This window comes from Pontibacter mangrovi, from assembly GCF_006385705.1.
In the GTDB taxonomy this organism is placed as follows: Bacteria; Bacteroidota; Bacteroidia; order Cytophagales; family Hymenobacteraceae; genus Pontibacter; species Pontibacter mangrovi.
In genome coordinates this window covers 84,384-97,941 of record NZ_VFRQ01000014.1, presented here as the reverse complement: position 1 = coordinate 97,941, position 13,558 = coordinate 84,384, and the positions used below count along the sequence as shown (strand labels likewise).

The following is a 13,558-nucleotide window of genomic DNA, read 5'->3' as shown; positions in this document are numbered from 1 at the left end:
TCGAGTTACCCACAAGTCCACAGCAGTAATAATAGTAATATCTAAAGATTAAATCAACAGGTAAAAATGTAGCGAATCTATTGAACCTTCACATGTAATTTTACTTATACCATTCTTCCGGTATAAGCTTCCTGCCATCCCGCCAAATTTCCTTTACGTGTTTTCTGAATTTATCCCCCTTCAGATAAGCGTGGTCTGTTATTATTACCTGAAAATTTGGTGATAAAGCTGAAGTAGTTTCAATAATAAAATCAAACATTTTTCTTACAGCAATCTCGTCAGCACTTTCCTTAATTTCTCCTTTTAATTCTTCATCTTTTTCTGGTGGATAGTAAACTTGTGAAGGCTGATCAATTATAAGAAACCTAGGTACTGGTCTTTGGCTTTGGATAAAATGCTGATGTAAAGCAAAATGAATTAATAGATGATATGAAACCCAATTAGCTCCACTACCCATTTGATGTAAAGGAATAGCCTTATTGATTGTATCAGCAAATATTGTTAACTTATTTAGATCAAACCTAATTGAAACGTCAGTATACTCTACATCTAGGTTATTAACCCATTTACTCATTTGTAAGTTGATCTTGCTTAAGATAGAAATGAGATTCTCTTCCTTCGTTTCTCTATCAACTTGATCTTGCAAATATTTAATTTCCTGCTTTAAGTTCTCTATTTTAGCACTTAAAGTTTTATCTTCTGTAAAATCAACGCTTTCAAGAAAAAGGCTAATTCTTCCAATTACCTTGCCTCTTCGAATATTTAAGTCTCTTAAGGTTCTTGCTTTTTCTTGTTGGTTATAAAGTGCTGTGATGCTTTTCTCTGCCTTTTCTATTTCAGTTTTAAGAATTTCTTTTTGTTGATTTAGTTTTGCCAAATATTCATTTAATCTAGGGCTTTCTTTGGTTGTGGATTCTAAGTTTTTGTTTAGAGATTCTAAAGACTTGTGTATAGCTTCTATCGAAGGAATTTCAACATTCAATTCACTATCACATAGTGGGCAATGTTGATTATCTCCTTCATTAGCTACATTGTATAATTTGACACTTTCTAATCTTATTTGTTGCTGCCTTATTTCTTCTGTATATGAGAAGTTATTCTTGATAAAATTACTTGTAGCGCTAATGTTGTCTTCAAGTTTCCCAAGATCATGCTTTAACTCAGATCTTGTTTTTACTAAATCTTTTAATGCGGAATTTTCACCAGTTGTTTCAATATTTACAGGATTAGAATCCCAGTCCTTAAGTTTTATTAATAATTTTAATGACTCTTCTACTGATGCAGCCGTTGTGCTGTCTGATAAAATACCTATAGCTTTTGCTTCCTCAATAAGAGAAAAGGCTTTACTAACTCCTTCTGATTTAATTTTTTCTGCTTCGCCATTTTCCCTAAGTAGCTTATTTAATTCTCTCCTTTTCTGACTAATCTCTTGTTCGACTTTCAAGCTGTCTTCTCTAATTGCTCCTAGGAAGTAAGGTAAGCTATCTTTAATCGCTTGAGGAACAAATGGTTCTGTTTGATTGTAAAATAAATAGTCTCTTTGAGCAATTAAACCCTGAGGTTGATAGCAAAAAATACGAGCATGTTTGAAATTAACTTCTAAAGGATCTCTAGTATTACCTTCCGCAATTTGTAAGTTCTCTGCAATACTCAGCTTTCTAGATAAAAAATCCTTTAAGTAGCCGATGTTTGAATTCGGAATGATTTGATCAAAGTCAGGAGGACTTTCAAAATGACCTCCTTCAATGTATATCTCAGAAATTGATTGTATTCCTTTAGTATTTGGGTTTTGTCTAGCAATAAAGTATTCTTCATTTTGATTGAATACTATAGTTATTGCAAACCAATAGACATTATCTTTTATAACACCCTCTGCAATCTTACAGTCTCTGCTTCCCAAGCAGTAGTCTACAATATCGATTAGAGCAGTTTTGCCAGATTTTGATTCACCAGTGATGATATTTACAGTACCTAAGTCAAAAGGTAAAACTCGTATTTGAGTTTTATTTTTATATAGAATAATATTCTTTATCTGCATGCTAAGGTCTGATTTTTAAAAACATGAATATGGTCTGCTGATTTCCCGTAAGGCTCATCCACTTACCTAAAAGCTCCGCCTTGCGAAATATTTCTTTTACTTCCTCTGTACCACTCCCAGTAAGAGATTTTCTGCGATATGGAGCTACTTCTATACTACCATTATCATTAATTGCAGCTGAACCGTGATTCAGTAAGAACATTAAGGCTTCCTTAGTGTATGGTTTTAAACTGATCAATCTCTGCGGGAACTCTAAAAGCAGGTGCTCATTTTCCTCAACCCATGAGTGAAAGTAAGTAGTAGATCGGAGGGGCATTTTTTCTCTCGTACCTTTATGAAGGACTAGCGGCAAAATTAAATAAGCAAGTGCGAAAGGAAATTTATTAGAACTTTTAAGGTTATAGCTTTCGATTGTTCTTCGTAATACTTCTCCGCAAAAAGCAGGATTAAGAAGATTAGCTGTTATTACGGATCGGTCTTGCCAAGCTCTAAGTTGATCTAACATATTTCATCAAAATTAGGATGCCAACCTATTTTCTTTCTATCAGCTAAGATCTGACAACTACCTCGAGTCATATATTCTGACTGGAACTTTTCTCTAATTTTGATTGAAGGAACACTATCCACATAATATTTCCGGTAAAAATCTTTACCAATACTTACCAACTGTTCTTCTGTAAATCCATCGCAGTCATCTTTCATTGCTGAAAAAATATTATTCCAGTGATCATATAACCTGCTTTCGTATAAATCTTCCTCAGATGGATTTATTAACTCTTCTCTGATCCATCTAGATCGTTGCTCATAAGCTCTTCTAAAATCATTTATAGCATTTTTGAGTTGATTAGATTTGATAGCAATTGCTTTTAGTTGCTTGATAAAAACTCGATGTTCATAATTCTCAATAGCCTCCTCCTCTATACTCAGAGGATCTGAAAAATCATCAGGTAGATTATCAGATTGAAATGAGTCCCTTATGTCATCAATTTTTAGTTGCAGTTCTTTGCCAGCAATATGATCTATATTATTTGTTAGCAGATGTATACACTTTTGAAACCACCAACCTTCAATCCTTTCTATCATTGAGTCAAGTTTTTGTGGAACCGTCGCATATTTTAATTCTAGCTTGATTGATTCTAAAGCAGTTTCAATAGAAATTGCAGAATCTATAATATAAATATTATTTATCAACTTAGTTTGTTGATCTGAAGTTAAAGCAAGAAATGCTGCGTATCCTTTAGCATTAGTTTGGCTAGTAGACTGACTAATAGCTTCCAACATTGCATCTCTAATTGTGTTAGAATTACGTTCACCATCACTTCTTAGATTTTCAAGGAATGACTCTTCAGAAATTTTTGCTGTTGTAACTAATGTGAATATTGTGTTGTCTACATCAACCAACCCGTTAGCAATGTTTTCAGACCATACCCTAATAGTTTTCCAAAAGTCAGAGCTTAAGTTTGACAAGTTGGCAATGCTATTTATATGAAGTTTGGTCTGATAGAGGTTTACTGAGTTGATATCTACTATCTCTACATCATCTAAATTTTCAATTCTAATAATAGGATTTATTTTTTCTCTGTTGCTTAGCAGCAAATAAAGACTAAACCTCAGTTGGTAATAGTATCCTAATGATGGTTCTTGGGCAGAAAAATCTGTTAAACCTCTACTCATTCTATATTACAAGCTTCTTATCTTAATAATTATAAGATGTAAGGGCAATATATGAGTTATTTAATATAAAGGGAAATTTTTTGTTGTTGAATGGTTTGGGGCGTTATTCAGTACGGTCTTTTGTCATTCAAAGAAGTATTACATTCATTGTGTAACTTTGTAAGTAATTTATTCTTGAGCTTTATTATATATTCCCCTTGCCCTTCAACCCATTTACCATAGACTTACCCGTTCCGGAAATCATACCAGCCGTTAGGGAGCACCTGGCGGCCCAGAACACGCTGATCGTAAACGCCCCTCCCGGGGCCGGTAAAAGCACCTTGCTGCCGCTGGCTTTGCTGGGCGAGGCCTGGCTGAAAGATCAGAAGATCATCATGCTGGAGCCCCGGCGCCTGGCGGCCAAAACCATTGCCGAGCGCCTGGCGCAGCTGCTGGGCGAGGAGGTAGGCCAGACCGTCGGCTACCGCATCCGTTTCGAGACGCGCATCTCCGAGCGAACCCGCATCGAGGTCGTAACCGAAGGCATCCTCACCCGCATGATCCACAGCGACCGCGCGCTGGCAGGCATCGGCATCGTGATCTTTGACGAGTTTCATGAGCGCAGCATCCACGCCGACGTGGCCATGGCCCTGAGCCGGGAGGCGCAGCACACGCTTCGCCCGGACCTGCGCATTATGGTGATGTCGGCCACCCTGGATATGCCCCAGCTTACCAAACTGCTGCAGGCCCCCGTGGCGCAAAGTATGGGGCGGCAGTACCCCATCGAAACCATTTACACCGGCGATGCCGACGACCGCATGCTGCCCGAAATGACGGCCAAAGTAGTGCAGCAGGCCGCCAAAGAGCAGGAAGGGGATATCCTTGTGTTCCTGCCCGGCGAAAACGACATCCGGAAAGTAGAAATCCTACTTCGCAAGCAAATGCGCGGCGTGCAGATACACCCGCTGTTCGGTATGCTGCCCTTCGGCAAGCAGTACGCCGCCATCATGCCCGACCGCCAGGGCAGGCGCAAAGTGGTGCTGGCCACCAGCATCGCCGAGACCAGCTTAACCATAGAAGGCATTTCGGTGGTGGTGGATACGGGCTTCGGCAAAACCTCCCGCTTCGATCCGAAGTCCGGTTTGTCGCGCCTCGAAACCGCACGCATCTCCAAGGACGCCGCCGATCAGCGTGCCGGCAGGGCAGGGCGTTTGGGTCTGGGTACGGCTTACCGCATGTGGAGCAAAGCCACGCAGGAGCGCATGGCCCCGCACCGCACCCCCGAGATCCTGGAAGTAGACCTGGCCTCGCTGGTGCTGGACATGGCGCAATGGGGCATTACCGATATCCGGGGCCTTACCTGGCTGAACCCGCCGCCGCGCGCCGCCCTGCAATCGGCCACCGACATGCTGCACCAGTTGCAGGCGCTGGAGCATGGCCGCATTACCGAGCACGGCAAAAGCATGCACCGCCTGCCATGCCACCCGCGTATCGCGCACATGCTGCTCAAAGCCGAGGAAACAGACCAGGTGCCACTGGCAAGCGATATTGCCGCCGTACTGGAAGAGCGCGACCCGCTAGACCGCAACGTCGGCATAGACATTAATTTAAGAATAGAAGCGCTGCGCAGGTATAGAGCCGAGCAGGGGCAGGGCAAGCGTTTCGGCAAGATAGAGAAGATTGCCCGCTCGTACCGCCAGCTGTTCAGCGTGGAGCCTGAAAACGGCACTTTTGACGAGTATGAAACCGGTGTGCTGCTGGCGCATTGCTACCCCGAGCGCATTGCCTACGCCCGCCCCGGCAACAACGCGCAGTTCCAGCTGGCCAGCGGGCAGTATGCCTCTGCGGGTCATAGAGACGACCTGGCGCACGAGCCCTGGCTGTCCGTGGCGCACCTGCACGCCGGCACCGGCGACAACCCGGGCCGCATTTTCCTGGCCTCACCGCTCAACCCGAGAGACCTGGCTCCGCTGTTAAAGCAGCAGGAAGTATACCATTGGGATGTAAACGACGGCGAATTGACCGCCTCGCTGGATACCCGCATTGGCAGTATCGTTTTGCAAAGCAAGCCGCTGCCCGCGCCCGACGAGAAGCACCGCGTACCGGCTATGTCGGAGGCCATTAAAGTAGAAGGAAAGCACCTGCTGGACTTCAACCACGAGCTAACGCAATGGCAGAACCGCGTGATGAGCCTGCGTAAATGGCGCCCCTCCGAGTCCTGGCCCGACGTCAGCACCAGCACCCTGCTCCTAACCAACCTGGAATGGCTCAAGCCCTACCTCTACGACATCGAGCATCCCGACGACTTGATGGAACTGGAGCTACTGCCGATACTGGAAAAGAAGTACCTGAACGAGACGCAGCGGGCGAGGCTGGACGTGCTGGCCCCACAAAGTATAAAGTTGCCCGATGGATCAGGTATAGAACTGGCGTATAAACCCGATGGCGCACAGCCAAAGCTGGAGATACGTTTGCAGGATGTGCTGGCATGGGAGGAGAGCCCGACAGTAGATGAAGGCGAGATGACGGTAGAGCTGGCCTTGCTAACCCCGGAGCTCAAGCCGATTACGACAGTATCCGATCTGGCAAGTTTCTGGAAAGGCAATTACCGCGTGATCAAACGGCAGCTGGAGGTGGTGTTTCCGGAGGTGGAGTGGGACCGGTGATTAAGGAGATTAAAAGGATTAGAGGGATTGGGAGGTTATTTAGACCTCGCGGTGTGCGCAGCTCCCGCGAGCGTCTGGCTAGCTACGGAGCAATAGCTGCTGGTATCACACGCACGCGGGTCATGAAGACCCCTCTGTAGCCAGGGTTGGGATACATTATATTCCTGCCGCAACATGGCATCTTGTGGCCTTGCATGAGGCAAGCTTTCAGCTTGCGGAAGTATAAATTCGATGGTCAAGGGTTTACGCGGCTACGTCTGGATATGTCCCGGCAGGTGTAAAACCCACCCCTAACCCCTCCGAGGAGGCGAATTTACCCCACCCCAGCCCTCCCTTAAAAACAGGGGAGGGTGTTTTATGCAGGACCGGGCCCAACCACCCCTGCCCCTCCTTAGCTAAGGAGGGGAATTCGGTAGCTACCACTTCAGAGGAAGAAGCTTTGTTGCTTGGGCTATTCAGGGTCATCCCCCTGTCACACTTCGAAGTGGATCTGCGCGAAAGGCGTATGCTATCGAAAACAGATCCCAGTCTTTCCGTGGGGGTAGGGGCCCTCGAAAAAGAGCGCCTTCTAGATTTCCGGTGCCGAAGGCATTGCGACGCAGGAGCAAAGGAAATGTAGACAGCGCGATGCGGGAAGGCGAGGCCTCCCGGCCTCGGAGGGAGCCAAATATGAACTGCAACGATAGGTATGTAAGACTGAGGATGAACGGGAGACAGAAAGAATAGCTTGGCTCCAGTTACAGAAAGCGGCATAGTGAGGCACAAGCGGACGCCCCGAAATACTCCGGAACATTCAACCTGTGCCAGAAAGAGACAATTAGTCTGCAGAAAACAGCGGCCGTAAAAGTAACTTCAGAACCCTCTAAATCCTTAGCTTTCCCAATCCCCCAACAACCTTCTCATCAGCACCACCTGGCCGAGGTGGTAAGCGGTGTGCTCGCCTACAAGTATGGCTTCGCGGAGGAGGGTTTGGCCGTCGCCGTGGGGGATAGGCTTGTACAGGTCATGAGCCGGGTCCTGCACCAGCTGCACCATTTCTTCCATACTTTTGTGCAGCGCCTGTATGCTTTTATCCAGCGCTTGCTGGCTGGCAGGAGCCTTGGTGGTAGGCCAGTAATCGTCGGGCCAGTTCGGTTCTTTATACTTGGGGTTGTGAACAAACTCCAGAATATCCTCTACAGTAAAGCGCATGTGGTCCACGAGCTGCCAGATGGTGTAAGGCAGATGCGGGATGGTTTTGCCTGCGGTTTCAGCCGTAAGGCCCTGCAGCAGCGTACCCACCGGCTGAAAAGCCTGACTGCCCCGAATTAACTTTACCAAATGGTCGCGAAGCGCTTTGTCCTGATCCATAGCCTTTGATCGTTTTTTAGCTGCTTACGCAAGCGACGGCAGGAGGTAGCGCCAAAGTTGTGAGAGATGAAAAACACTGGCTACAAGTATAAAAAAACGAGACGCAGGGCCTGCGTCTCGTTGAGTGCTTTGCGCGAAGCAAAGTATAAATCCAGTAGGTTAAGCTGTCTGCAGTTCCTTGTCCTCCTGCGCATCTTTTCGATCCTGCATCTTCTTGTCCCACACGTCGGCGTTTTCAATCCCCAGTTTTTTCGCGTCGAACACAGGGTCTAAGCCGGCGTCTTTTTGGGCCTGGTAGTCTTTTAGGGCGCGCAGGGCAGGCTTATGAAGCAGGATAATGGCGACAACGTTCAGCCAGGCCATCACACCCACGCCAATATCACCCAGCATCCAGGCCGACTCAGCGGTTTTAACAGAACCGTAAAACGTGGCTCCGAGCAGCAGAAAACGCAGTACCCAGATCGCCCATTTGTTGCCTTTGGTGTTCAGATAGCTCAGGTTTGTCTCAGCGATGTAGTAGTAGGCCATGATGGTGGTAAAGGCGAAGAAGAACAGCGAAACCGCTACAAACCCGCTTCCCAGGGTTGGGAAGTGCGTGTTGACGGCTGCCTGCGTAAACTCCGGCCCGAAAGTTACGCCCGGGATGTTCTCTACAATAAAGCCTCCTTCCGGGTTCACCACATTATACTGCCCGGTAAACAGGATCATAAAGGCGGTGGCGGTGCAAACAAAAAGCGTATCCACGTAAACCGAGAACGCCTGCACCAGTCCCTGCTTGGCCGGATGGCTTACCTCTGCCGCCGCCGCAGCGTGTGGGGCAGTGCCCTGGCCCGCCTCGTTGGAATAAATGCCGCGCTTCACGCCCCAGGAGATAGCCATACCGAAAATACCGGCAAATGCGGGCTCAATATCAAAAGCAGAACTAAAGATCAGGTTCAGGATGGCGGGCACCTCCGAAATATTCATAAAGATGATCACCACCGACATCAGGATATAGGCACCTGCCATGAACGGCACCACGACTTCGGCCACCTTACCGATGCGCTTCACACCGCCGATGATAATGAGGGCAAGCAGCAGGGTAACAAGTCCGCCGGTATACTCCACCGGAACCTCAAACGCATTGCTGATGCCGGAGGCGATGCTGTTGCTCTGCACGCCCGGCAGGAACAGAGCCATGCTTATGATGGTGGCAACGGCAAAAAGCACGGCGTACCACTTCATCCCCAGTCCTTTCTCGATGTAATAAGCTGGCCCGCCACGGTACTGCCCGTCTTTTACCTGCTTGTAGATCTGGCCCAGCGTGGCTTCTATAAACGCCGAGGCACTCCCCAGAAAGGCAATAGCCCACATCCAGAAAATAGCGCCGGGGCCGCCCATGGCAATGGCCGTAGCCACACCTGCAATGTTGCCGGTGCCCACGCGGCCGGCAATGGCCACCGTAAACGCCTGAAACGAACTGATGCCCTTCTGGGACGACTCTCCCTTGAACAGCAAGTTAACCATCTCGCGGAGGTAGCGCACCTGCAGAAACTTGGTGACGAATGAGAAATAGATACCCGCGCCAAGGCAAAGTATGATAAGTGCGTTGCTCCAGACGATGTCGTTTACCGAGCTGATAATGTTTTCCATAAGGGAGAGAAAGCTGTTAGTTTTTTCTGTGATAGACTATACTTTGCCCCGGAAAGAGGAAGCCGTCCCTAAAATTAAGGGAAATTTTCGGGATTGGCGCAATAAATCGGGTGGTTTGGGCAAAGCCCGGAGAGAGGAGGGGCAGCGGAGAAGTATTGTTTATGCGGGGAGGAAGTATACTTTTCTGCACGCGCCTGAAGTATAAGCCCGTGCAGAAAAGTATGGGAATCGTTAGTTTTTCAAGCTTTCGATGTACTGTATCAGCGCTCTCAGCTCGTCTTGGTTCTCAAAGTTTACTTTGTTAGCCTTGATGTACTGGTTCGCAGCGCTTTTGGCGTGCGGGTATAGCTTAAAGATATTGCGCTTGCTGGCCTCATAGTAGTGGTCGTTCAGGTCAGCCAGGTAGTACGAGGTCTTCACCTTGAACTTGTAATTGTCAGCAGACTTGAGGTTGTACGTCTGCGACTTATCAGTATACTGGGTGGCGCTGGTGGCCGCAATTGAGCTTGGCGTGGAGCCCAGGGCGCCCTTGCTTTTAATATCAGCCACCTCATACTTCTCCTTCACAAGGAGCTTCGCAGATTTATACTTCTCCAGTTGCTGCAGCAGGCTTTTGCTATCCTCGTCGTAGAAGTACAGGTCGTCGCCGATGGAGATGGAAGCGATGGTAAACAGGTTATCCACCGCCAAAGTATCCTTGCCTTTCACAAACTCCACCTCACCCGAGAAAACGTTGTAGTTCAGGTTGGCTGTCGTAGTTGTGCCGTTCTTAAATGTCACTTTTCCCTCTATAAACTCCGGATAGCGGTATGATTTGTTGTGTATCACCCCGGAGCCATTGCCGTTGGTCGGTGCCACTTCTATGCTTTCGTGGTTTTGGGCCGATAGCTCTAAAGGGGAGACCAGTAGAGAACTCATAAATAGCGTCAGGGCGCTTACGTAAAGGGGTTGAATTTTCATAAGCTTCGTTCGTTTAAGGTGAGATTCAGAAAAAGCCATATACTTATGGCTAAAGTCAATCTAATATGGGAAAATTTAAAACGAATTCCAATTTTAAGTCCGTTTTTAATATAAGTACCCACCTGGGAGGCTGGCCGCGCCTGTATACCGCACGAACAGAACTATACAAATAAAGCTTCTCCGGCTACTGTGGCCGCTTTTTGGTGCCGCGTGTAGGCGGCGCAGAAAGCGGGTCCTCCGGCCAGTGGTGTTTGGGGTAACGACCGCGCAAATCCTTACGCACCTCAAAGTAGCCGTTGTGCCAGAAGCTGCGCAGGTCACGGGTTACCTGTACCGGGCGAGAGGCCGGGGAGAGCAGGTGCAGCAGCAGCGGTACTTTGCCGCCCCCGATGTGCGGTGTGTCCAGCAACCCGAACACTTCCTGCAGGCGCACGGCCAGCACAGGCGCGGCGGCATCGGCATAATCTAGGGCAATGCGGGAGCCGCTCGGCACCTGCAGATGGGTAGGGGCGAGCCGGTCCATTTCCTGCCGTTGCTCCCAGCTCAGCTGCGACAGCAGTAGCTCCTTAAAATCCAGCCGCGCCACCTGGTCCAGCGAGCGCAGGCCGAACAGGTGCGGCGCCAGCCACTCGTCCATACTTTGTGCCAGGGCTTCATCTGCCATACTTGGCCATTCAGCGGGCGAGAGATGGTGCAGGAAGGCTAACCGCTGGCGTGTGCGCAAGGCCTCCTCCGTCCAGGGCAGGCGCTCTATTCCTTTCTCCTGTAGAGCCTGCAGCAGTGCCTGCGCCACCAAGTCTGGGTCGGGTTTGGCAACAGGAGCCTCGTGCAGCACCAGGGCGCCCAGCCGCTTTAGGGTGCGGGCTCTCACCTGCTGCGACGCCTCCTCCCAGCGCACCTCCTGCAGTGTCTCGGCTTGGTCCTCAAAATGCTCCAGCAGCTCTGTTTTAGAGAGAGGGGCAGCCAGCAGGATGCGGGGTTGCTTTCCTAAGTCGAGGTGGGCGATGCTGTAGAACTCCGCCTCTCCGAGCAGCTCGGTAGGCAAACTGGCGCGTTGCCCGCTTACCAGCCGCACCCGCCCCGAAGCCTCGCGCTGTGCCAGGCGGTCGGGGTAGGCGAGGGCTGTTAGCAGCCCCGCCAGGTCGGGTTGTATGTGTTTGCCTGGTTCTCGTAGGCGCTGCCGCAGGTGCTGGGCATGCTCTTTTACCCGCCGCAGGGCGTTTTCATCGGTCGTATAGCCGGGAGTGGGAGGACGTTGCCCCGCCAGCATCTCCAGGCGCAGGGGCAGGTCAGGCAAGCCGTCGCCCCAGGTTAGTTGCACCGGCTTCAGGATATCGCGCTCTGCCAGGAGGGCCGCCAGGGCGCAGGCCGTGCTGCCCTGCCCCAGTTCATGGCCGCGCACCACCAGGTGCCCCAGCCGCGGATGTATGCCCAGCGAGGCCAGCGCTTTGCCATGTGCCGTGGGGTTGCCGGCGCTGTCGATCGCCTGCAGGCGCAGAAGAAGGTCTCGGGCCAGCGCAGCTGCCGCAGCCGGAGGGGTATCGAGCCAGTGCAGGTCCTCAGGATTCTTGATGCCCCAAAGTGCCAGCTCCAGCACCAGCCCGGTCAGGTCGGCGTCGAAGATCTCGGGGGCCTGGCGCGGGGGCAGCTGCAACTGGTCTGCTTCAGACCAAAGCCTGTAGCAGATGCCCGGACCCAAGCGGCCGGCGCGGCCGCGCCGTTGATCCGCGCTGGCCTGCGACACAGGAACGGTAACAAGGGTGGTGAGGCCCGTGCGGGGCACAAACCGGGGTACGCGTGAGAATCCCCCGTCTATCACAATCCGAACGCCTTCGATGGTCAGGCTGGTATCGGCGATGCTGGTGGCCAGCACTACTTTTCTTTTGTTGGCGGAAGGCTGTATGGCGGCAATCTGTTTGGAGAGTGGCAAGTCGCCGTGCAGCACGTGCAGCGCTATATTATCCGCCAATTTGTTCTCCAGCTGTTGCGCCACTTTCCGTATTTCCCCCATGCCCGGCAGGAAAACAAGTATGTCGCCTTCTGCTTCCTCTGTTAAGGCTTTGCGGATGGCCTTCGGCACCAGGGCCGTCATGCGCTGGGCAGGGTAGTTGCCAGCAGCGGCCACCTCGGCAGGGCTAAGGTAGTGGGTTTGCACCGGAAACAGGCGCCCCTGGCTACGGACCACCGGCGCTTGCAGCCAATTGCTGATAGTGGCGGCATCAAGGGTTGCCGACATCACTAGGATGCGCAGGTCCGGGCGAAGCACGTTTTGGGCATCCAGCGCCAGCGCCAGCCCCAGGTCGGCCTGCAGGTTACGTTCGTGGTATTCATCAAAGATGATGGCGGCGACCCCTTCCAGCGCCGGGTCCTCCTGCAGCATGCGGGTCAGGATACCCTCGGTCACTACCTCCACGCGCGTATTTTTGGATACCACATGATCCATCCGTACCCAATAGCCCACTGTTTGCCCCACAGGCTCACCCAGCAGCTCGGCCATGCGCTCGGCGGCGGCCCTGGTGGCCAGGCGGCGCGGCTCCAGCACCAGGATTTTCCCGTCGTGTCGCCAGGCAGCCTGCAGCAGGGCCAGCGGAACGAGTGTAGTTTTACCGGCTCCCGGAGGCGCTTCCAGCACGGCGCGGTTATGGGTTTCCAGTTCCTGCAGCAGCTGGGGCAAAGCCTCTTTCACGGGCAGGTCAGGGAGTAGGGGCAATATATCAGAGGTCGGTATCACCTCCCAAAGTTCGGGATTGTTTTTGAGAAAGTATAAATGGCTGTTGAGGTCAGCTCAGAAGTTATACTTTCCCCATGCTGTCTTCCCGAACGCAAGGAGGGATCTATCGGGAATTTTGTATAGATCTCTCACTTCGTTTGAGATGACAGCATTTGGGATAACAGAAAGTGTATTAACTACCCTGCACCCATTAGCGTAGCTTAACAATTATGGGCTCGCATAACTATTTCGTCTACATCACGACCAACCCGAAAAGAACTACACTTTACACAGGAGTTACCAATGATTTGCCCCGTAGGCTAAAGGAGCATTTCTTGAATTCTGGCAACCCTGCTTCATTTGCGGGTAAATACTTTTGCTATAACCTCGTTTATTACGAGCGTCATACACAGGTAGGGCATGCCATTGCGCGGGAGAAGGAAATTAAGGGATGGAGCAGGAGTAAGAAGGAGGCTCTCATCAATAAATTTAACCCATTTTGGAAGTTCCTGAATCTGGAAGTGCAGGATGAGTAAGTATAGGGAATGT

At 50.2% G+C, this 13,558-nt stretch carries 9 protein-coding genes; 2 read left to right on the top strand and 7 right to left on the bottom strand.

Annotated elements, in window-relative coordinates:
- Positions 1 to 100 precede the first annotated feature (100 nt).
- Genes FJM65_RS18975 through FJM65_RS18965 form a run of 3 tightly spaced genes read right to left on the bottom strand, consistent with a single transcriptional unit; the run spans position 101 to position 3,712 of the window.
- Positions 101 to 2,038, bottom strand: a complete 1,938-nt coding sequence (locus tag FJM65_RS18975; RefSeq protein ID WP_140623682.1) for a DUF3732 domain-containing protein — start codon at positions 2,036 to 2,038, stop codon at positions 101 to 103.
- A 1-nt stretch (position 2,039) separates the two neighbouring features.
- On the bottom strand, positions 2,040 to 2,543 hold the full coding sequence (locus FJM65_RS18970; protein ID WP_140623680.1) for a three component ABC system middle component: 504 nt from the start codon (positions 2,541 to 2,543) through the stop codon (positions 2,040 to 2,042).
- Entirely contained in the window at positions 2,537 to 3,712 is a 1,176-nt protein-coding gene (locus FJM65_RS18965) for an ABC-three component system protein (RefSeq protein WP_140623678.1), read from the bottom strand. Before FJM65_RS18965 ends, FJM65_RS18970 begins: the two co-directional genes overlap by 7 nt.
- Before the next feature lie 197 nt (positions 3,713 to 3,909).
- Between FJM65_RS18965 and hrpB (FJM65_RS18960) the strand changes: the two genes are divergently transcribed.
- On the top strand, positions 3,910 to 6,357 hold the full coding sequence (hrpB, locus tag FJM65_RS18960) for an ATP-dependent helicase HrpB (protein ID WP_140623676.1): 2,448 nt from the start codon (positions 3,910 to 3,912) through the stop codon (positions 6,355 to 6,357).
- An 870-nt stretch (positions 6,358 to 7,227) separates the two neighbouring features.
- Here hrpB (FJM65_RS18960) and FJM65_RS18955 read toward each other — a convergent pair.
- From FJM65_RS18955 to hrpB (FJM65_RS18940), 4 genes are all read right to left on the bottom strand, one after another.
- Complete coding sequence (locus FJM65_RS18955; RefSeq protein WP_140623674.1) at positions 7,228 to 7,707, bottom strand: DinB family protein; 480 nt, start codon at positions 7,705 to 7,707, stop codon at positions 7,228 to 7,230.
- Between the two features lie 159 nt (positions 7,708 to 7,866).
- Positions 7,867 to 9,339, bottom strand: a complete 1,473-nt coding sequence (locus FJM65_RS18950) for an alanine/glycine:cation symporter family protein (protein WP_140623672.1) — start codon at positions 9,337 to 9,339, stop codon at positions 7,867 to 7,869.
- A 231-nt stretch (positions 9,340 to 9,570) separates the two neighbouring features.
- Positions 9,571 to 10,299, bottom strand: a complete 729-nt coding sequence (locus FJM65_RS18945) for a hypothetical protein (RefSeq protein ID WP_140623670.1) — start codon at positions 10,297 to 10,299, stop codon at positions 9,571 to 9,573.
- 184 nt (positions 10,300 to 10,483) lie between these two features.
- Positions 10,484 to 13,009, bottom strand: a complete 2,526-nt coding sequence (hrpB, locus tag FJM65_RS18940) for an ATP-dependent helicase HrpB (protein WP_140623668.1) — start codon at positions 13,007 to 13,009, stop codon at positions 10,484 to 10,486.
- 230 nt (positions 13,010 to 13,239) lie between these two features.
- On the opposite strand from hrpB (FJM65_RS18940), the gene FJM65_RS18935 reads away from it, so the two are divergent.
- Positions 13,240 to 13,545: a GIY-YIG nuclease family protein gene (locus tag FJM65_RS18935; RefSeq protein ID WP_140623666.1), complete on the top strand. Its 306-nt coding sequence runs from the start codon at positions 13,240 to 13,242 to the stop codon at positions 13,543 to 13,545.
- Positions 13,546 to 13,558 lie beyond the last annotated feature (13 nt).

What these genes read in the sequence shown, in the direction of transcription:
- FJM65_RS18975 (WP_140623682.1), bottom strand. Translation starts at nt 2,038, where the DNA reads ATGCAGATAAAGAATATTATTCTATATAAAAATAAAACTCAAATACGA.
- FJM65_RS18970 (WP_140623680.1), bottom strand. Translation starts at nt 2,543, where the DNA reads ATGTTAGATCAACTTAGAGCTTGGCAAGACCGATCCGTAATAACAGCT.
- FJM65_RS18965 (WP_140623678.1), bottom strand. Translation starts at nt 3,712, where the DNA reads ATGAGTAGAGGTTTAACAGATTTTTCTGCCCAAGAACCATCATTAGGA.
- FJM65_RS18955 (WP_140623674.1), bottom strand. Translation starts at nt 7,707, where the DNA reads ATGGATCAGGACAAAGCGCTTCGCGACCATTTGGTAAAGTTAATTCGG.
- FJM65_RS18950 (WP_140623672.1), bottom strand. Translation starts at nt 9,339, where the DNA reads ATGGAAAACATTATCAGCTCGGTAAACGACATCGTCTGGAGCAACGCA.
- FJM65_RS18945 (WP_140623670.1), bottom strand. Translation starts at nt 10,299, where the DNA reads ATGAAAATTCAACCCCTTTACGTAAGCGCCCTGACGCTATTTATGAGT.
- FJM65_RS18935 (WP_140623666.1), top strand. Translation starts at nt 13,240, where the DNA reads ATGGGCTCGCATAACTATTTCGTCTACATCACGACCAACCCGAAAAGA.